This is a genomic window from Halobellus sp. GM3 (assembly GCF_052545375.1).
Genome location: NZ_JBQWLT010000001.1, coordinates 537,849 through 554,902 on the forward strand (window position 1 = coordinate 537,849; position 17,054 = coordinate 554,902).

The 17,054-nt window shown below is 67.3% G+C and carries 21 protein-coding genes and 1 pseudogene; 12 read left to right on the forward strand and 10 right to left on the reverse strand.

Translation table 11 applies throughout. From position 1 onward, the window contains the following. Nucleotides 1-10: 10 nt before the first annotated feature. Both ACT3HL_RS02660 and ACT3HL_RS02665 read left to right on the forward strand, forming a co-directional pair. The gene (locus ACT3HL_RS02660; protein WP_445085246.1) at nt 11-400 is read left to right on the forward strand and encodes a hypothetical protein; all 390 of its coding nucleotides are present in this window, start codon (nt 11-13) and stop codon (nt 398-400) included. A gap of 82 nt (nt 401-482) precedes the next feature. Further along, nucleotides 483-938, forward strand: a complete 456-nt coding sequence (locus ACT3HL_RS02665; RefSeq protein ID WP_445085247.1) for a TIGR00725 family protein — start codon at nt 483-485, stop codon at nt 936-938. Nucleotides 939-993: 55 nt separating this feature from the next. Here the strand turns inward: ACT3HL_RS02665 and dph2 are convergent, their stop codons facing one another. Next, on the reverse strand, nt 994-2,028 hold the full coding sequence (dph2, locus tag ACT3HL_RS02670; RefSeq protein ID WP_445085248.1) for a diphthamide biosynthesis enzyme Dph2: 1,035 nt from the start codon (nt 2,026-2,028) through the stop codon (nt 994-996). Nucleotides 2,029-2,181: 153 nt separating this feature from the next. Here dph2 and ACT3HL_RS02675 point away from each other — a divergent pair, with 153 nt between their 5' ends. Both ACT3HL_RS02675 and ACT3HL_RS02680 read left to right on the forward strand, forming a co-directional pair. Then, nucleotides 2,182-2,556 (forward strand): YlbF family regulator, encoded by a 375-nt coding sequence (locus tag ACT3HL_RS02675; protein WP_445085249.1) that lies wholly within the window; start codon nt 2,182-2,184, stop codon nt 2,554-2,556. A gap of 83 nt (nt 2,557-2,639) precedes the next feature. Next, nucleotides 2,640-3,266: pseudogene (locus ACT3HL_RS02680) on the forward strand (MinD/ParA family ATP-binding protein); the annotation flags it as partial. Nucleotides 3,267-3,418: 152 nt separating this feature from the next. On the opposite strand, the gene ACT3HL_RS02685 reads toward ACT3HL_RS02680, so the two are convergent. Continuing rightward, the gene (locus ACT3HL_RS02685; protein WP_445085250.1) at nt 3,419-4,201 is read right to left on the reverse strand and encodes a nitrilase-related carbon-nitrogen hydrolase; all 783 of its coding nucleotides are present in this window, start codon (nt 4,199-4,201) and stop codon (nt 3,419-3,421) included. An 80-nt stretch (nt 4,202-4,281) separates the two neighbouring features. Here ACT3HL_RS02685 and ACT3HL_RS02690 point away from each other — a divergent pair, with 80 nt between their 5' ends. Then, nucleotides 4,282-4,908: a DUF7125 family protein gene (locus tag ACT3HL_RS02690; RefSeq protein ID WP_445085251.1), complete on the forward strand. Its 627-nt coding sequence runs from the start codon at nt 4,282-4,284 to the stop codon at nt 4,906-4,908. Between the two features lie 33 nt (nt 4,909-4,941). Here ACT3HL_RS02690 and ACT3HL_RS02695 read toward each other — a convergent pair whose 3' ends face one another. Continuing rightward, nucleotides 4,942-5,235: a hypothetical protein gene (locus tag ACT3HL_RS02695; RefSeq protein ID WP_445085252.1), complete on the reverse strand. Its 294-nt coding sequence runs from the start codon at nt 5,233-5,235 to the stop codon at nt 4,942-4,944. A 143-nt stretch (nt 5,236-5,378) separates the two neighbouring features. Then, entirely contained in the window at nt 5,379-6,383 is a 1,005-nt protein-coding gene (locus tag ACT3HL_RS02700) for an FKBP-type peptidyl-prolyl cis-trans isomerase (protein WP_445085253.1), read from the reverse strand. A 256-nt stretch (nt 6,384-6,639) separates the two neighbouring features. Between ACT3HL_RS02700 and ACT3HL_RS02705 the strand changes: the two genes are divergently transcribed. Next, nucleotides 6,640-7,080, forward strand: coding sequence for a hypothetical protein (locus tag ACT3HL_RS02705; RefSeq protein ID WP_445085254.1), 441 nt, complete (start codon nt 6,640-6,642; stop codon nt 7,078-7,080). Nucleotides 7,081-7,131: 51 nt separating this feature from the next. Here the strand turns inward: ACT3HL_RS02705 and ACT3HL_RS02710 are convergent, their stop codons facing one another. The 6 genes from ACT3HL_RS02710 to ACT3HL_RS02735 form a co-directional block, all read right to left on the reverse strand. Further along, nucleotides 7,132-7,335 (reverse strand): hypothetical protein, encoded by a 204-nt coding sequence (locus ACT3HL_RS02710; protein ID WP_445085255.1) that lies wholly within the window; start codon nt 7,333-7,335, stop codon nt 7,132-7,134. Between the two features lie 260 nt (nt 7,336-7,595). Next, the gene (locus ACT3HL_RS02715) at nt 7,596-7,988 is read right to left on the reverse strand and encodes a hypothetical protein (RefSeq protein WP_445085256.1); all 393 of its coding nucleotides are present in this window, start codon (nt 7,986-7,988) and stop codon (nt 7,596-7,598) included. Between the two features lie 34 nt (nt 7,989-8,022). Beyond that, nucleotides 8,023-8,283, reverse strand: a complete 261-nt coding sequence (locus tag ACT3HL_RS02720; RefSeq protein ID WP_445085257.1) for a cytochrome C oxidase subunit IV family protein — start codon at nt 8,281-8,283, stop codon at nt 8,023-8,025. A 9-nt stretch (nt 8,284-8,292) separates the two neighbouring features. After that, nucleotides 8,293-10,899 (reverse strand): cbb3-type cytochrome c oxidase subunit I, encoded by a 2,607-nt coding sequence (locus ACT3HL_RS02725; RefSeq protein ID WP_445085258.1) that lies wholly within the window; start codon nt 10,897-10,899, stop codon nt 8,293-8,295. Beyond that, nucleotides 10,896-11,594, reverse strand: a complete 699-nt coding sequence (gene coxB / locus ACT3HL_RS02730; RefSeq protein WP_445085259.1) for a cytochrome c oxidase subunit II — start codon at nt 11,592-11,594, stop codon at nt 10,896-10,898. Before coxB ends, ACT3HL_RS02725 begins: the two co-directional genes overlap by 4 nt. 105 nt (nt 11,595-11,699) lie before the next feature. After that, on the reverse strand, nt 11,700-12,218 hold the full coding sequence (locus tag ACT3HL_RS02735; RefSeq protein ID WP_445085260.1) for a DUF6789 family protein: 519 nt from the start codon (nt 12,216-12,218) through the stop codon (nt 11,700-11,702). Between the two features lie 129 nt (nt 12,219-12,347). Between ACT3HL_RS02735 and cyaB the strand changes: the two genes are divergently transcribed. The 6 genes from cyaB (at nt 12,348) to ACT3HL_RS02765 (ending at nt 16,947) form a co-directional block, all read left to right on the forward strand. Then, nucleotides 12,348-12,941, forward strand: coding sequence for a class IV adenylate cyclase (gene cyaB, locus ACT3HL_RS02740; RefSeq protein WP_445085261.1), 594 nt, complete (start codon nt 12,348-12,350; stop codon nt 12,939-12,941). A 121-nt stretch (nt 12,942-13,062) separates the two neighbouring features. Continuing rightward, a complete protein-coding gene (locus tag ACT3HL_RS02745; RefSeq protein WP_445085262.1) occupies nt 13,063-14,268 on the forward strand; it encodes a methionine adenosyltransferase in 1,206 nt (401 codons plus the stop codon). A 25-nt stretch (nt 14,269-14,293) separates the two neighbouring features. Further along, complete coding sequence (locus tag ACT3HL_RS02750; protein WP_445085263.1) at nt 14,294-15,529, forward strand: THUMP domain-containing protein; 1,236 nt, start codon at nt 14,294-14,296, stop codon at nt 15,527-15,529. Between the two features lie 100 nt (nt 15,530-15,629). Then, entirely contained in the window at nt 15,630-15,920 is a 291-nt protein-coding gene (locus ACT3HL_RS02755; protein WP_445085264.1) for a hypothetical protein, read from the forward strand. Between the two features lie 106 nt (nt 15,921-16,026). Then, on the forward strand, nt 16,027-16,485 hold the full coding sequence (locus ACT3HL_RS02760; protein ID WP_445085265.1) for a DUF5804 family protein: 459 nt from the start codon (nt 16,027-16,029) through the stop codon (nt 16,483-16,485). Between the two features lie 147 nt (nt 16,486-16,632). After that, nucleotides 16,633-16,947, forward strand: a complete 315-nt coding sequence (locus tag ACT3HL_RS02765) for a PRC-barrel domain-containing protein (protein WP_445085266.1) — start codon at nt 16,633-16,635, stop codon at nt 16,945-16,947. The last annotated feature ends 107 nt before the right edge of the window (nt 16,948-17,054 follow it).

Below are 17,054 nucleotides of genomic sequence, written 5' to 3' on the forward strand. Positions count from 1 at the left end.
GCGCGGTAGTATGACGGCAGATCCCTTCCAGCGGATCGAACGCGTCGCCGAGGGCGACGAGGTAGCGCTGACCTTGGCGAGTGGTTCTACCACCGTCCGCGGCGTGGCGCTCGATTCGCCGATCGTCACCCGCGTGGTCGCGGTGAGCCGAGAGACCGTGGACGCGAGACAGAAGGACGTCGGCATCGACGGGATCGTCGACCGTCGGCTCGTTCGCCTCGCGCCCGTCGACGGCGACGACGCACACGAGGCGTACGTGATCGAAACGCGGGATCCGGTCCTTGGAGAACGGACGGTCTGTCCCCTCCGAGCCCGTCCCCCGGGTGGCGGTGATCCCACGGCGGACGTGGAATCGCTCCCGGTCGTCGGCGACATCGAAGCGATCGAAATACGCCCGTAGTCGGGCAGGGACACCGGCCGCCGTCTCGGCGTGCGCTCGCCGAAGCCGAAACCACTACCGACGCTCGCGACGAGTCACGGCTATGCGAGTCAGCGTCATCGGCGGCGGCACGGTCGACGGGGCGGAGACCGAGACGGCCGAGACCGTCGGGCGACTCCTCGGGCGGCGCGGCCACACGGTCGTCTGCGGCGGTCTCGGTGGCGTGATGGAAGCGGTCTGTCGCGGCGCGAGTGAGGCCGGCGGCCACACCATCGGAATCCTCCCGACGGAACGCCGCGAAGATGCCAACGCGTACGTCGAGGAGGCGATCGCGACCGGTCTCGGGCACGCGCGCAACCCGCTCGTGGTGCTGAACGGAGACGCGGTCGTCGCGGTCGACGGCGGCGGCGGTACGCTCTCGGAACTCGGCTACGCGGCCGTCTACGATCGGCCGGCAGCGGGGATCGGAACCCACGAGGCCGCGCACGTCGAAGCGGTCGAGACGCCAGAAGAAGCGGTGGAATACGTCGAAAGCGCGGCTGCATCGAAGACACGCTGATCGTCTCGTTTCCGCGCCGGCAACTCGCTGACACGGGGCGGGATTCTCGACGACCTCACCACGTGCCGTGGAACGTGTCGAACGAGAGCGAGTCCAGCGGCTCGTCGCCGACGGCGATCCGGTACTCGCCGGGCGTGAGCATCGGCTTGTGGAACCGCGGGCCGTCGTCGGTCGTGATCCGGGGACAGCCCGTGTTGACGAAGGCGTCCATGTCGAAGTTCCGCAGGCGGTCGGGGGTCACCTCGTCCATCGTGATCAGGTAGGCGTCGTCGTTGTCCTCGATGATCGATTCGGCGATCTCCATCCGGCCCTGACCGATCTTGGTACAGAAGATAACGCCCCACTTCTCGGCGTCCATCGCCCGGTGGACCGCGCCGTATCGCTGCTTCAGGAACTTCTCCGTGTCGGCGATGGTCACGACGTTGTTCACGGGATCGGCGATCACGACGTTCTTCTCGGGGTGCTCCATCGCGAGGCCGAGCGGGTGGAACTTCCCGCCGCCGACGTAGAGCACCTGATCGGCGTCGATGTCCGCGGAGGCGTAGTTGCAGCCGAGCACCTGCCCCTCGTAGGTCAGTCGGTCGTCGCCGCGGCGGGTGTGGACGTCGTAGTCGCGGTCTTCGAGCCACTCGACCATCTCGCCGAAGCGGTTCATGTGCTGGGCGGTCGTCACCAGTCCGACGTCCTCGCCGTCGAGTTCGTCGACGGCCTCCTCGAGGATCGGGAACGGGTCGACGTTCGAGAACAGCGGCACGTAGATGATCTTCTCGGACTCCTTCATCGGCGAGTGGCCGAAGTGGACGAACACGTCGGTCCGCCGCATCAGGTACGTGTCGAGGTCGCACGCGCCGTAGCAGGGCTGCCCCGAGAGCATAAACGTCACGTCGTCGCTGCACAGTTCGCGCAGGTCGTCGGCGACGGCCGGGCCGCGGCGCTTCAGCCCCTCGGGGAACTGCAGTCCGACCCGCGACGCGTCGCGCTCCTCGATGGCCTCGACGATGCGGTCGAGTTCGTAGTCCCACTCCCGGTCGTGCTTCAGCGACATCCCGGTGTTCCGGAGGTCTCCTTCCGTGGCGGCGTCCTGACTCATTGCACCGTCGTAGCCGGCCGACGCCCATAACGCCGGCGGTTCCGAGACGGCGGAAAACGACCGCGTGAGCGTATTGTCTCCGCACAGGCGATCGTCACCACTTCGCAGTGCCGCTCCGGCAGGTTGAAACGCGCGGCGATCCAAAGCGCGACGATGAGCGTCCAGACAGATCGGCTCGAGGAACTCGGACACGACCTCGGCGAGGCGATCGCCGAGACGGCGGAGTACGAGGCGTTCGAGGAGGCGAAGGCGGCCGTCGAGGGCGACGACGAGGTGCAGGCGCAGATCTCGACGTTCCACGACCTCCGCGATCAGTATATGTACGCCAGACAGACCGGCAACGCGACCGAGGAGGGCCTCGAGAAGGTCCAAGCGGCCCAGGAAGAACTGCACGCGATGCCGAAGATGGCCTCCTACCTCGACGCCCAAGAGGAGCTTCGGGACCGGCTCGAGACCGTCAACAAGGCGATTTCCGAGCCGCTCGCGGTCGACTTCGGCGGCGAGGCGGGCGGCTGCTGTCACGACTGAGTCGAACGAACCCTTTGCTGCGGTTCCCGCGCGGCGGTCGAGTCCACCGAGCGTTCATATACGAAACCGCGGCCACGGTCGGTATGCTCGCGATCGCCGGCGGAAAAGGCGGCAGCGGAAAGACGACCACGACGCTCGGCGTCGCACGCGCGGTCGACGCGCCAGCGCTCGCCGTCGACGCCGACTGTGACCTCCCGAACCTCCACGCGCTGGCGGGCGTTCCACGCGATCCGCCGACGGGCGCTGTGGGCCATCCGGACCCGCACGCGTCGTCCTCGGCGGTGCGGATCCTCCCGGCTCCCCGCGACGCGCCGGACGGAATCGGCGGCCGGCTGCGTCGGCTCGGGACCCTCGAAGCCGCGGACGACGCGCTCGTCCTCGTCGACTGCCCGGCCGGCGCGGGACCGGACGCGACGGTGCCGCTTCGCGCCGCCGACGGCGTCCTCGTCGTCGCGACCCCGTGCGTGGCCGCGCTCCGCGACGCGGCGAAGACGGCCGCGATGGCACGCGCGGTCGGAACGCCGGTCGTCGGCGGCGTCCTCACGCGGGCGCGTCTCGTCCCGCCCGGCGTGCACGACCTCCTCGGCTGTCCGGTTCTCGGGACGGTTCCGCCCGCGACGGGGGAAGCCGCGGGCGACCCCCTCGTCGATCCGTCCGTGAGGCGCGCGTACGACGATCTCGCGCGGGCGCTGCTGGATCGGCTCTCCGGCGACGGCCGAGTGGATGCCGGATCGGCCAGCGGCCGACCGGCCCGACCGGACAGCGACCGCTCGGCCGGCTCACGGGACGGACGGCCGGCCGGTGCTGGTGGTGACCGACCCACCGGCGATCGCCGAACGAACGGCCGGTCCACGCGCGGTGGTCACCGCTCCTTCCGAGAGTCGTCGTAAATGCCGATGAGCTCTCGTTGTGCCTCGAGGGCCGCCGGGTCGAGGTCGACGACGATGTCGTCCGCCCGCCGATCGAGCGCGGCGTGAACGCCGCCGTCCGGCCGCGCCACGATCGACCGACCGGCGTATTCGACGACGGGGGCGTCGGCGACGGTGCGCCGCCCCGTCCGACCCGCGCCGACCGCCCACCGGACGCCGTCGAGCGCCCGCGCGCGTACCAGGAGCGTCCAGTTCTCGCTGTAGGCGGCCGGCCACGCGCCGCCGACGAACAGCGCGTCGACGCGCTCGCGCGTGAGTTCGGCGCTGTCGGCGACGAAGTTGAGGTCGTAACAGGTGAGAATGCCGGCCCGTCCGACCGGCGTCTCGACGATCGCTATGTCCTCGCCGGCATCGAGAACGTCCGCCTCGCCGCCGCGGAGGTGTCGCTTCCGGTAGACCGCACGCACGCCGTCCGGGGCGACGTACGCGGTCGCGTTGTACAGGCTGTCGCCGGAGCGTTCCACGAACCCCACGACGAGCGCCGTCTCTTCGCAGGCGGCGACGTCGACGAGGCGGTCGAGCTGATCGTCCTCCCGCCGGAGCGCGACGTCGGTGACGCGTCTGTCGGCGACGAACCCCGTCAGCGCGCACTCGGGGAACACCGCGACCTCGACGTCGTCCGGGAGGCCGACCACTCGACGCTCCACGGTCGTAAGATTCGCCTCGACTGCGAGGTCCTCGACGTCGAGCTGGCAGGCCGCGACGGTGGTCGACATACCTCCCGACTCCGGGACGCGAGCAAAAATACTCCCCGTTCGACCGAAAGCCTAAGCCAGTCGGCTCCGAAGGCCACGTCGTGGCAGACAGGCTCTCGACCGGCGTCAACATCCTCGACCGCCAACTCGACGGGGGGATTCCCCCGGGGAGCATCGTGCTTCTGGCGGCGGACCCCGCCAGCCAGTCGGAGCTGTTTCTCTACGAACTCACCGCGGTCCGCGCGACGCTGTATCTCACGACGATCAGGTCGGATCAGGCGATCTTGGACGCCATCGATCGAACGCCCGGCCGCGTCGGTGACCCGACCGTCCGCGACGTCGGCGGCGACGCGCCGCTCGACACGGCGAACCGGTTCGTCCGGGACCTCCCCGAGGGAGCGAACCTCGTCATCGACGTCGTCGACGCCCTCGAGGACACCGAGCCGGCCCGGTACCGTCAGTTCCTGAACGAACTCCAGACGCACATGGTCAACACCGGCGGGCTCGCGGTCCTCCACGGGATGAAAGGCGACAGGGAGCCCCGGAACCGCGGATACACGAAACACATGGCCGACGTGGTGTTCGATCTCCGGACCGCAGTCAAGGGCTCGGAGATCGAAAACCGCCTCGCGGTCCCGAAGTTCCGCGGCGGCCGCCCGCTCGAAGAGACGATCAAACTCCGGCTGAGCGAGCAGGTCACCGTCGACACGAGCCGGGATATCGCCTGATCGCCTTCGCGCGTTGACCCTCGGCCACGCGTCTCAGACGACGAATCCGAAGTAGCTGAACGCGCCCAGCGTGACCGCGACCGTGAGGAGCGACCAGTTTCGCGGCGTGTCGAACCCCCCGAGGTCGAGTCGTCTCGTGAACAGCGAGACGAAGTACGGGGCCAGCGGGAGCAAGCGCGGAACGAACGGGATCTCGCGGCCCAGCCCGTACCGGAGTGCGAGCGTCAGCGCGATCGTACACGCGGCGGCGACGACCGCGACTCGCAGGTCGTCGGTCGCCGCGACAAACGCCGCCGTTTCGTTCGCGTCGGGAGGTTTTTCGGCCATTGAGACGTGGGCGTGGTGGGTTCGAGAACGAGCTATCTGGGGGCTGACGCAGTTGGAGCCGACGACCGGTCCGATACTCGCGCATCGCGTCGGTCGACGGGCGGCCGCGCCTCCTCACGCGTCTCGGGCTTCGAACGGCGTGATTACTCTTCGATGTCGGCGTCGAGCTCTTCGGCGAGTTCGTCGGCGTCGACGTCGACGTCCTCGATGGCGTCCTCGATGTCCTCGGCGCCGACGCCGCCGGCGCCGCCCATCATTCCGCCGAGACCGCCCATCATCCCGCCCATCCCGTCGATGGTCTCCTGGACGATCACGCGGTCGAGCTCGAGGCGGTCCATAACGTCCTGTGCGATCTGCTGCTTCGAGAAGAGCCACTGCTGGTTCATCGTCATCTGCGGGGTCGCCTCGATGTACAGCGTCTCCTTTTCGACTTCGACCGTCTCGGTCTCGGGTTCGACGTCCTCGTCGGCGTCGTCGCCCTCGTCGGCCTCGTCCTCTTCGGACTCGACGACCTGCTCTTCCTCGACCGTGTCGGTCTGGATCCAGACCTCGGGGGGCTGCTGGAGGTACATCTCGAGGAGGCTCGCCGCCTGCTCCTCGCGGTCGTCGACGACGTCGAGGATCTCGTACTCGTATTCGAGGTCCTCGCCCGCGAGCGGGTGGTTGAAATCGACGCGTGCGCGTCCGCTGACGATCGTCACGATCTGGCCCTGCTCGCCGTCGATCTGTACCTGCGCGCCCGGATAGCGGCTCTCCTCGTCGATCTTGTTCGCGCTGACGGTCCGGACCTGATCGTCGTCGTACTCGCCGAACGCCTCGGCGGCGGCGATGTCGATCGCGCCGGCGTCGCCGACCGACGCGCCGATGAGCGCCTCGTCGACGCTCTCGAAGACGTGCCCGGCACCGATGACGATGACGCGCGGTTCGAACTCGTAGTCGTCGGTGTCGATCTCGGCCTCTTCGGCCGTCTCCAGATCCGTGGTGTCGACGACGGTGCCGTCGTCCGTCGTCCGGATCGTGTACGCGAGACGGACGAAATCGCCGTCTTGGATGGCGTCCTCGGCGACGCTCTCCTCGACGGTCCCCTCGTCGGGAGCGTCGGCGTCTGCCTGCGATTCGGCGTCGTCCGCCTGCGGTTCGTCACTCATACCCGGATCATCACCCGTGCGACCCTTAAGAATCACGTTTCTCCCCGCGGAGCGATATCTCGACTGAACCGGCCTGTGGTCGATAGCCCCACGGTTCGGGCTCACCGGTGCCAGCGCGTATAGTAGCGTCTAGGGACACATCCTCGCCCGCTACGACGACTGTGGAGTTGTCACCGGCGCGGTCGCAGCGTCACGGCCCGTCCCGCCACCGAGTATTTATCACGTAAGAATGTGTATAATTGATGGAGGCAGTCGTATGGTACAATCGGTGTTACTCGCGGGCTTCGTCGTCGGCGTGGCCATCGTCGTGGGTATCGCAGTGGCCTTCGCACGCGGGAGGTACCAGCACACGCCGAGCTTCACGGGCGAGAGAGCGACATCGGCTGATGGCGTCCTCAGTGTCGCGCGGACGCCCGCCGCGTGGGCGGTTTCGTTCGTTTTTCTGACGCTCTTGGCCGGCGGCGCGACAGTGCTCGCGGTCGGCGGCTTCGGCGTCTCTCCCGGTGTCGCCCGGGGTGCGAGCATCCTGCTCGCGGCTGTCGGCGGCGCGGTCCTCGTCGGCTACATCTTCTACGGGACGTTTGTCGCCGCGCGCGCACGTGGGCTCCACACGGCGCAGGCCGCCGCCTTCGGCTCTTGGGCGGTGGGCCTGCTGTTGCTCGTCGCCGTCGCGGCGAGCCTCCTCGGATTCGCGTGAGCCGCGGACGGGCGCGGTGACCAGTGCCGTTCCCGCTTCGCGCTGTGACGCTTATGCCCCGTGTTGGTTTTCGCCACTCGCCTCCGGAACGCGGGCGACGGCGGCGGTGAGCACGCCGACGCCGACGAGGGTGACAGCCCCGCAGGCGGCGACGACTGCCGTCGGAAGCCCCGCTGCCTCCGCACCGAGGAGGGCGAAGATACCACTGGCGACGAGGCCGAGGGCCGCCGCCATTGCGAGTTCGGTTCCGTCCATCGGTTCCGTGTTCGGCCGCCACAGTGGTAAATGTTGACTCGTAGCGTTGTTTCGACGTAGGTTTATATACGATCAGGGGGCCAGCGCCCCTATGACGTAGAAGACGTCCCGCGTCGAGTCGCGGTTGCTCGGCACGTCGACGCGGGACGGGAAGTGCCGACTGTCAGCCCTATTTCGTTCGGAAGGCTCCGGTAGCGCCCCGCCTCGCTCACGGCTTCGACGGTCTGTCGTCGCTCCACCACTCCGGCGCACTCCCGCTCTCACGACTCCGGCGACCCGCTCGACGCGATGGCGACCACGAGGAGGAACACCGCAGCGAAGAGAACGAAACTCGGTCCGATCACGACCGCGTCGGTGAGACGGCCGTCGGTTTCCTGAAGGACCATCACCGCGACGCCGATACCCACCGGGAGCGAGAAGAGAAGCGCATAGCCGAGGACAACGCGGCGACGAGCCTGTTGTCCGGGGTCGGCCTCTGACCGGTCACCACGGGAGTCTCCGGTCACGTCCCGAGAGTCGCCTTCGCCGACGTCGCAGGCGTTGTTTTCGATCACATCCAATTCGACATCGTCGACCTCGTCACGAGCGGTGTCGTCGATCACGTCCCCGGCGGCATCGTCGACCGCGTCCGGGGCGTCCTCGGAATCAGTCACGGGCACGACCGCCTCAACAGTAGCACAATCATCATCAGAGGATGGAGTACGACGCGGCGAGCGTCAGCGCCAGCGCCGCCACGAGGCCGCCGAGGACGACGTACGTCAGCGATCGCGGTTCGAACCGGAGGTGCTGGAAGTACGCCGCCACGAGAACGGCCTTGAACGCCGAGAGCGCGACGATGATGCCGAGCGCCGTCCAGTACGCCAACCCCGCGAACTCGACGAGGACCTGAACCGTCGCCGAGACGAACAGGACCGTGAATATCGCCGTGTACAGTTTCGTGTGTGTCATTGGTTCACCTCACAGGATGTAGAACAGCGGGAAGAGGAACAGCCAGACGATGTCCACGAAGTGCCAGTAGAGCCCGAAGTACTCCACCGGCCGGTGGTCCGTCAGGTACGCGCCGCCGATGGACCGACCGAGCAGGTACAGCGCCCCGAGCAGTCCCGCGATGACGTGTGCGGCGTGCAGCCCCGTCGTCAGGAAGAACGTCGAGGCCTGCACCGTCGCGGTCGGGTCGACGCCCTCGTGAAACAGGTGCTGCCACTCCAGCGCCTTGTTGCCGAGGAATCCGATGCCGAGGACGAACGTCGCCGTCAGACTGGCGAGCAGTCCCCACCGGTGTTCTTTCTGCGCGGCGACCAGCGCGAGGACGACGGTGAAGCTACTCGCGAGCAGAATGTACGTGTTCACCAGCCCCGGAATCGGGTCCTCCGGGACCGGTTGCCAGCCGACCCACCCGGCCGCGACGCGAGTGAACACGTACGCGCCGACGAAGCCGCCGAAGAGGACCACGTCGGAGGCGAGGAAGATCCACATCCCCAGCTTCCCGTTTTCGACGCCGTCGAACGGCCACGCCTCGCCGAAACCGCCCTCCGGGGCGTCGAACGGTTCGATCGCCCACGCGACGAGCGACCCGAGGACGAGCGCGCCCCCGACGACGGCGGCGAACCCGTAGATCGACCCGGCGATCCCCTCCGCGAGCGATCCCTCACGGATTCCCGACAGTCCCAAAAAGAGCAGGAACGCCCCGACACTGACCGCGAACGGCCAGTAGCTGGCGTGGTCGGCGTGGTCATCGTGGCTTGGGTGTCCGCTGTGCTCCGGCTCAGCCGTCGGCGCGTCGGCGTCGACAGCGACGCCGCCGTCCGTGGCCCCCTCTGATCGGAACATCAGGTGCCCGCTGCCGTACGACGGCACGCCGGGGAAGTTCTCCCTTGGGGGCGGCGACGAGACAGCCCACTCGGCGGTCCGTGAGAACTCCCACGGGGTGTTCCCGACGCGCTCGCCGCCGAAGGCGCTCTTCGTGAGATTGTAGAACATCAGGACGAACGAGAGCCCGAGGACGAACGCGCCGACGGTGGCGAGCCTGTGCCACGGGGTCATCCCGGTTTCGTACTGGAAGACGCGCCGCGGCGTCTCCCAGGCGACGAACATCGGGAAGTACAGCAGATTGAATCCGACGAAGTAGGCCGCGAAGTGCGCCTTCCCGAGGAACTCGTCGTACATCCGTCCCGTGATCTTCGGGAACCAGTAGTAGAGGCCACCGACGAGCGCGGTGACGCCGCCGACCATCACGTAGTGGAAGTGAGCGACCACCCAGTAGGTCCCGCGGAACTCGTAGTCGAGGACGATCGCGCCGAGGAAGACGCCGGTGATGCCGCCGAGGATGAAAAGCAGCAGGCCGCCGAACGCGAAGAGGAACGGGGTCGTGAACCGGACGCGACCCTTCACGAGCGTGTAGATGAGCGCGAAGACCATCAGGTCGAAGGGCAGGGAGATGCCGATCGTGGTCACCATAAACAGCGTCTTGATCTGGAGGTTGATTCCCGTCAGGAACATGTGATGCATCCAGACGGCGAAGCTCTGGAGCGCCACCAGGACCATCGCGGCGATGAACCACTTTCGGCCGACGATTCGACGGCCCGTGAAGGTCTGGAAGACCTCGGCCATTATCCCGAGCGCGGGGAAGAAGACGATGTACACCTCCGGGTGGCCGAAGAACCAGAACAGGTGCGTCCACAGGAGCGTCCCGCCGGCGGTTTCCTGAACGAAGTAAGCGGTGCCGAGGATGCGGTCCGACGAGAGAATGAGGAGCGCCGCGAGCAACGCGGCGAAGGCGAAGAGCATCATCCACACGGTGAGGAGAATCGACCACGAGAAGATCGGTAATCGCCTGAGCGTCAGCCCCTCCGCGCGCATCCGGTGCATCGATGTCAGGAAGTTCACCGACGAGACGGTGACCGAGACGACGAACAGCACGAGCGCGAGGATCGCAGTGTTCGCACCGACGTCCGGCGTGAACGTCGGGAGGTTCAGCGGGGCGTACATCGTCCATCCGCCCGCGAAGGTGCCGCCCTGGAAGAACGAGACGACGAACAGGAGCCCCGAGGAGAGGTACAGCCAGAAACTGAGCGCGTTGAGCCGCGGGAACGCGAGGTCGTCAGCGCCGATCTGCAGCGGCACGACGTAGTTCGCGAAGCCGAACGCGAACGGCGAGAGGAACCAGAACACCATCACGAGACCGTGCGCCGATACGGCCTGATTGTACGCCATCGCGCTCAGAATCCCTTCGCCGACGGCCCGAGATTCCCACAGCTGGATCCGCATCAGCCACGCGAGCAGTCCGCCGAGGAGCAAAAAGAAGAGCGAAGTGACGACGTAGAGGATGCCGACGTCCTTGTGGTTCGTCGTCGTCAGCCAGTGCCGGACGGTCGAGCGCGAGGGATACGACGCCTCCGCGGCCGATTCAGCGGCGGATTCCTCCGCGAGCCCCTCCCTGGTGACGGTTCCGCCGTCGGCCGTTCCGCCGTCGGCCGTTCCCCCGTCGGTGGCCACCCGGTTGTCGTCAGACGCGCCCCTATCTTCCGCGTCATCAGCCGATCCCGCCGGTTCTTCGTCGGTCATGAGCTATTGTTCGTCGTGTTCGCGTACCACTCGCGATACTCGTCGGGTTCCATCACGACGACCGTCGCCGTCATGTACGAGTGGCCGCTCCCGCAGAGTTCGTAACACTTTGCCGTGTAGTTTCCAGTCTCCCCGGCCTCGACCCACGTGGTCGTGGTCTGTCCGGGAACGGCGTCGGTCTTGACGCGTAACTCGGGTACGCCGAAGTTGTGGAACACGTCGCTGGAGGTGACCCGGAGTCGGACCACCTCGCCGCGCGGCACGCGGAGGACGCCGTCGCTCTCGTGCCCGTTCGGATAGGTGAACTCCCAGCCGAACCGGTACCCCTCGACGTCGACTTCCGCCTCCGCCTCCGGCGGATCTTCGACGTACAGGAGCGTCATATACGTCCACGCGACGAGCGAGATGACGATGATCGTACTGAGCGCGAACGAGGTGAACAGCTTCCGGCCGCCGCCACCGCCGACGGGTAGTTCGCCGAGCGTCGGCGGCTCGAAGTCGTCGTCGCGGTGTTCGCCGTCGCGGTATCTGTACGCGTTGTAGAGCATGTACGCGACGACCACGACGCCGACGAGTACGCCCAAGCCGAGGAAGACCTCGAAGGTGTGCTCGAAGACGACCGCTCGAGTCCCCCGCGGGACCAACTCCACCTGCGCGAATAGTGCGAGGGTCGACCCCCCAGCGTGAACGCTCATCGTTACCACGCCTCTATCAAAATTTGTCCCGAACGATACTTATAAATTTCGCGAGTGATGCGGGCAGATTCTCAAGGAGTGCTCAGGTCTCGACCCGAGGGCAGTTCACACCTGATGTTGCGGGATACCGATCGTACGGCTCAGTCCGAACCCGAGTACGAGTCCGTAGATCCAGTGCCCCGCTAGGGAGAAGAGGACGAACGCGATCACCGTGGCGAGGTCGCCGCTCGGCCACAGCCCCGGGAGGAACCCAAGCCAGAACGCCGTCGAGAACGTCACTCCCCGGAGGTATCGAGGGTTCTCCGGCGGGAGAAACGCGCCGACGACGAGAAACGTCAGCGGGAGCACCACGGTGCCGCCGAAGAGGAACAGGCCGACGCCGAGCACCACGGTCGGTTCGAGTCCGAAGAACTCGGCGAACCCCGCGAATCGAACCACCGGCTCGACCCGAAAGACCCCCAAGAGCGCCGGAATTCCGACCAGTACCGGCAACATCGCCACTGTCCCGACTAGCCCCGCGCCCATCGCAGTGAGAACGATGCGGGGAGTGATTAGTAGCTCGGTCGCGTCGGGGTGCTCTCGCTCCGTTATCTCCGGCGGCGTTTCCGATAACTCACTGTTCATCGTCCCACTGGTCAGTACGGAATCTATAATGATAAATCATTCTGGTGGCTCGGCCGCACTCGAGCTCAGCAATTTCGGGTCGATCGTCGATTCCGACGGTTTTTCTCTGCCGCGGTCGACCGCTCCGATATGTACGAGGTCGAACTCAAGGTGGCGGCGTCTCACGAGGGGGTTCGCCCCGCGCTCGCCGACGCCGGCGCGGAACGCACCGCGCAGACGAGGCAGGTCGACACGTATTACGACGCGCCCCACCGGGACTTCGCCGAAACCGACGAGGCGCTCCGTCTCCGGTCCGAGACGCGGATCCCCGATTCGGACGACGACACCGGCGAGGCGGACGCGTCGACGACGAAACTGACCTACAAGGGGCCGCTCGTCGACGCGGAGTCGAAGACGCGGGAGGAACACGAGACGGTCGTGGACGACGCCGACGCCGCGGCCGCGATATTCGACGGCCTCGGCTTCGACCCGGCGGCGACCGTCGAAAAGGAGCGGGAGTTCTTCGACCTCGACGGCTACACCGTCGCGCTCGACCGCGTCGTCGGCCTCGGCGAGTTCGTCGAGGTGGAGGCCGAGGCAGACGAGCGCGCCGCGGTCGACCGCGTCCGCGACGGCGCGTTCGACGTCCTCCGACGGCTGGGTCTCGACCCGACTGCACAGATCCGAACGTCGTATCTCGGGTTGCTACTCAGCGACGCCGAAGGCGCGGAATTCCCCCGGTGAGCGGACGACTACGGCGGCCAGTGAGTCGAACCGGATGCGCCACGGGGATACGCCAAGGTAATATTATTTCGACCCAACTTTTCCGCAAGTTATAGAACGGATCGGACAGAAGAACGGGGCAATGACCGAGCGGAATATCGCTATCGAGGCCGCAGAGCGGCACGCCGTCGAGGATCAGGGGGTCGAAATAGTCGAGCGGAAGGGGATCGGCCACCCTGATTCGATCTGCGACGGGATCGCCGAAAGCGTCTCTCGGGTACTCTCGAACCTCTATCTGGATCGCGTAGGGAAAGTCCTCCACTACAACACCGACGAGACGCAGCTCGTCGCCGGCGAGTCGGCGCCCGGCTTCGGCGGCGGCGAGATCGTCGAGCCGATCTACGTCCTTATTGTGGGCCGCGCCACGCGGTCGTACGAGGGGCAGACGCTCCCGGTCGATGTGACCGCCATCTCGGCCGCCCGCGACTACCTGAACGAGCACATCCCCGAACTGGAGTTCGGCTCCGACATCGTCGTCGACACCCGGCTGGGGGAGGGCTCCGGCGACCTTCAGGACGTCTTCGGCGAAGAGGGCGCAGAGGTCCCGATGTCGAACGACACCTCCTTCGGCGTCGGCCACGCGCCGCTCACCGAGACCGAGGAGATCGTCCTGACCGTCGAGCGCGACCTCAACGGCCCCTACGCGGCCGACAACCCCGAGCTCGGCCCGGACGTGAAGGTGATGGGAAAGCGCGAGGACGACCAGATCGATATCACCGTCGCCGCGGCGATGGTCGACGCGCACATCGACGACCTCGACGACTACGACGCCGCGGTCGAACGCGTTCGCGCGCACGTCGCCGACGTGGCGAGCGGACTGACCGACCGCCGGGTCCACGTCGACGTCAACACGGCCGACGACTACGACGAGGGATCGATCTACCTCACCGTGACGGGCACCAGCGCGGAGATGGGCGACGACGGATCCGTCGGTCGCGGCAACCGCGCCAACGGGCTCATTACGCCGAACCGGCCGATGAGTATGGAGGCGACGTCCGGGAAGAACCCCGTCAACCACATCGGGAAGATCTACAACCTCCTGTCGACGGACATCGCCGAGGCCGTCGTCAGCGAGGTCGACGGCATCCGCGACCTCCAAGTGCGGCTGCTCTCGCAGATCGGTCGTCCGATCGACGAACCGCACATCGCCGACACGAAAGTCGTCACCGAGCCCGGCGTCGACCTCGCCGACATCGAACCCGAGATCCGCGCGATCGTCGACGACCGGCTGGCGAACGTCACCGACGTCACGCGGCGGGTCATCGACGGTGAGCTTTCGACGTTCTAAAGCTCGTCCGACCCCAAATCGGCGCGTGAGCGGGACGAACACGACATCCTCCGACGGCGGCGAAGACGCGGTGCTGGTCGGCTACGGCGACTTCGGCACGAAGAGCAGCGCGGTCCGCGCGAAGATGGCCGACCGCGTCGCCGACGACGTCGCCGCCGCGCTCGCCGCGGCCGAGATCGACGCCGCAGTCGAACGGCCGTGGTCGCGCGTCGTGATCCGACCGGACGCGCCGACCGCGGCGGCCCGCGTGGCCGCGACGCTCCCCGGCGTCTCCTTCGCCCGCCCCGCTATCGCGGTCGAACCGCGTATGGATCTGATCTGCGAGGCGGCTCGAACGCTCGCAGCGACCGGGCCGCACCGCTCCGAGGAGACGTACGCGATCGATGCCGACCGGGTCGGCCCCCCGGACGCCCACGCCTTTTCGAGCCGCGATCTGGGCGTCGAGGCCGGTCGCGTCGTCGGCGAGGAGACCGGCGCCGCGGTCGATCTCGACGATCCGGACCGGACCTATCGGATCGAGGCGCGCGAGTCCGAGGCGTTCGTCTCCGCGCGACGCTTCGACGGGCCGGGCGGGCTCCCGGTCGGGACACAGGGCCGCGCCGCGGCCCTCGTCAGCGGGGGGATCGACTCCCCGGTGGCGGTGTGGCGGCTGCTCCGGCGCGGTTGCGTCGCGGTCCCCGTCTACGTGGATCTCGGCGACTACGGCGGCCCCGACCACCGCGCCCGGGCGATCGAAGTGATTCGGACGCTACAGGCGCGCGCACCGCGAGCGGACCTCCGGCCGCGCGTCGTGGACGGCGGGGCGTTCGTCGACCGCATCGTGGACGCCACCCGCGACACGCGGATGCTGTCGCTCCGGCGGGCGATGCTCGCGGCCGCCGAGGGCGTCGCCGAGGGCGAGCGCGCCCACAGCGTCGCGACGGGCGAAGCGCTGGGACAGAAGTCGAGCCAGACCGGCGGGAACCTCGCGGTCACGGACGCCGCGGTCTCGCTCCCGGTCCACCGACCGCTTCTCACGGTCGATAAGCCGGACATCGTCGCCGAGGCGCGCGATCTCGGGACGTACTCGGACGCGACGCTCCCGGTCGGATGCGATCGGATCGCGCCGTCGCACCCGGAGACGAACGCGACGCCCGCGGCCGTGGCGGCGGCCGAACCCGAGGGGCTCCTCGAGATGGCCCGCGAGGCCGGCCGGCGGGCGGAGGTCGTCTCGTGGGACGATGCCGTCCCGTGGGAACACGACACACCACATACTGTGTGAATGTCTAACTCCACGGGAGAAATCCTTACTAATTAATCCGGTTTGTGTGAAAGACCGGGCAAAAATAGGTTTACATACCTTCAGACTGTACGTTCTGTCGATGTCAAAAACGTGCCGCCCCACCCCGTCGGTGTCCGACTCGGAGTGGACCGTGCGGCAGGTGGTCCCGCGCTGTGACTGGGATGCGGTCGTCGAGACCTGTCCCGCCTGCGGCGACGCGGTCGACCTCCGAGACCCGTACGTCCAAGTCGAACTCGACCGAGAGCGGACCCCCGATCGCAGCGTGAAGCTGACGCACGAGCGTCGCCTGCTCTCGTTCTGCGGAGAGGCGTGCGCGGCGCAGTGGCTCGACGGGTCGACGGCGCGGTCCGACGAGACGGCGGACCGGTAGTCCGCGCCAGCGGCCGGGGTCCGTCGGTGTTCCGGCCCCGCCGCCCGCCCCCCGGCGCGCGAAGCGCACCGCAACCGATTTATCGACGCATCTCCCCACGGGAACCGTGACGCGGGTCTGTTTCGTCGGCGCTCCCGACGTCGACGTCCAGTACGAGTTGCTCTCCCGAGAGACGGCGCGCGAGGCGCTCTCGACGTACGAGCGGCACGCCCCCTTCGAGAACTCGATGGCGGTCGATACGGTGAGTCTCGGCGCGGCCGTCTCGCTGTGCAACGACCTGAACTGGTATCTCGTCAGATTCGTCGATTTGGCGCTCGTCCGCGAGCCGAGCGTCGTTACCGACGAGTGGCTGAGTCGCTCGCTCGCGACCGCCGTCCGCGACGGCGACGTCCGGCCCGAGGAGACTGGCGAACGGCTCGCGGTGTACGGACTCGAAGACGGCCGCCCGGTCGAACCGATGTACGTCACTCGCCGCCCCGACGGCACCGTCCCCGCCTACGACCTCCGGCCGGTCGAGGAGACGGTCGTCGTCCGGGTGACCGACGCGGAGTTCGACGGTCGGTGACAGTAGTTTCGACAGTCGATGACGGCGGGAGTCGACGGCGAGAAATCGCCATATCGTCTGACGGCTGGCTTGCCCGCGTTGGCGTGCTCGGCGGGCGCGTCGGGGCTCCTGCGAACAATTAAGGCAAACGCTCTCATTCAGGCGGGTATGGACGAATCCCCTCAGAAGATCACGACGCTCGTCGGCCGCGAGGTGTACTCGAACGAAGGCGTGTTCGTCGGCGAGGTCGCGGACGTCCGACTCGACATCGTGGACCGACACGCGGTCACCGGTCTCGCGCTCGCGCAGGTCAACCAAGAGCTGTTCGGCGATCTGCTCAACACACAGAAGGGAATCATTCTCCCGTACCGCTGGGTGCGCGCGGTCGGCGACGTCATCCTCATCAACGACGTCACCCTCCACGACGTCCTCGAAGAGCTAACACAGCCGAACGAAGACCCCGAGGACTCCGCGATCGCGTAGCGACTCGGTCTGTCTCTGTGGACTGTCGATTCTGTCTCTGTGGACTGTCGATTCTGTCTCTGTGGACTGTCGATTCTGTCTCTGTGGACTGTCGATTCTGTCTCTGT

What these genes read in the sequence shown, in the direction of transcription:
- ACT3HL_RS02660 (WP_445085246.1), top strand. Translation starts at nt 11, where the DNA reads ATGACGGCAGATCCCTTCCAGCGGATCGAACGCGTCGCCGAGGGCGAC.
- ACT3HL_RS02665 (WP_445085247.1), top strand. Translation starts at nt 483, where the DNA reads ATGCGAGTCAGCGTCATCGGCGGCGGCACGGTCGACGGGGCGGAGACC.
- dph2 (WP_445085248.1), bottom strand. Translation starts at nt 2,028, where the DNA reads ATGAGTCAGGACGCCGCCACGGAAGGAGACCTCCGGAACACCGGGATG.
- ACT3HL_RS02675 (WP_445085249.1), top strand. Translation starts at nt 2,182, where the DNA reads ATGAGCGTCCAGACAGATCGGCTCGAGGAACTCGGACACGACCTCGGC.
- ACT3HL_RS02685 (WP_445085250.1), bottom strand. Translation starts at nt 4,201, where the DNA reads ATGTCGACCACCGTCGCGGCCTGCCAGCTCGACGTCGAGGACCTCGCA.
- ACT3HL_RS02695 (WP_445085252.1), bottom strand. Translation starts at nt 5,235, where the DNA reads ATGGCCGAAAAACCTCCCGACGCGAACGAAACGGCGGCGTTTGTCGCG.
- ACT3HL_RS02700 (WP_445085253.1), bottom strand. Translation starts at nt 6,383, where the DNA reads ATGAGTGACGAACCGCAGGCGGACGACGCCGAATCGCAGGCAGACGCC.
- ACT3HL_RS02705 (WP_445085254.1), top strand. Translation starts at nt 6,640, where the DNA reads ATGGTACAATCGGTGTTACTCGCGGGCTTCGTCGTCGGCGTGGCCATC.
- ACT3HL_RS02710 (WP_445085255.1), bottom strand. Translation starts at nt 7,335, where the DNA reads ATGGACGGAACCGAACTCGCAATGGCGGCGGCCCTCGGCCTCGTCGCC.
- ACT3HL_RS02720 (WP_445085257.1), bottom strand. Translation starts at nt 8,283, where the DNA reads ATGACACACACGAAACTGTACACGGCGATATTCACGGTCCTGTTCGTC.
- ACT3HL_RS02725 (WP_445085258.1), bottom strand. Translation starts at nt 10,899, where the DNA reads ATGACCGACGAAGAACCGGCGGGATCGGCTGATGACGCGGAAGATAGG.
- coxB (WP_445085259.1), bottom strand. Translation starts at nt 11,594, where the DNA reads ATGAGCGTTCACGCTGGGGGGTCGACCCTCGCACTATTCGCGCAGGTG.
- ACT3HL_RS02735 (WP_445085260.1), bottom strand. Translation starts at nt 12,218, where the DNA reads ATGAACAGTGAGTTATCGGAAACGCCGCCGGAGATAACGGAGCGAGAG.
- cyaB (WP_445085261.1), top strand. Translation starts at nt 12,348, where the DNA reads ATGTACGAGGTCGAACTCAAGGTGGCGGCGTCTCACGAGGGGGTTCGC.
- ACT3HL_RS02745 (WP_445085262.1), top strand. Translation starts at nt 13,063, where the DNA reads ATGACCGAGCGGAATATCGCTATCGAGGCCGCAGAGCGGCACGCCGTC.
- ACT3HL_RS02755 (WP_445085264.1), top strand. Translation starts at nt 15,630, where the DNA reads ATGTCAAAAACGTGCCGCCCCACCCCGTCGGTGTCCGACTCGGAGTGG.
- ACT3HL_RS02765 (WP_445085266.1), top strand. Translation starts at nt 16,633, where the DNA reads ATGGACGAATCCCCTCAGAAGATCACGACGCTCGTCGGCCGCGAGGTG.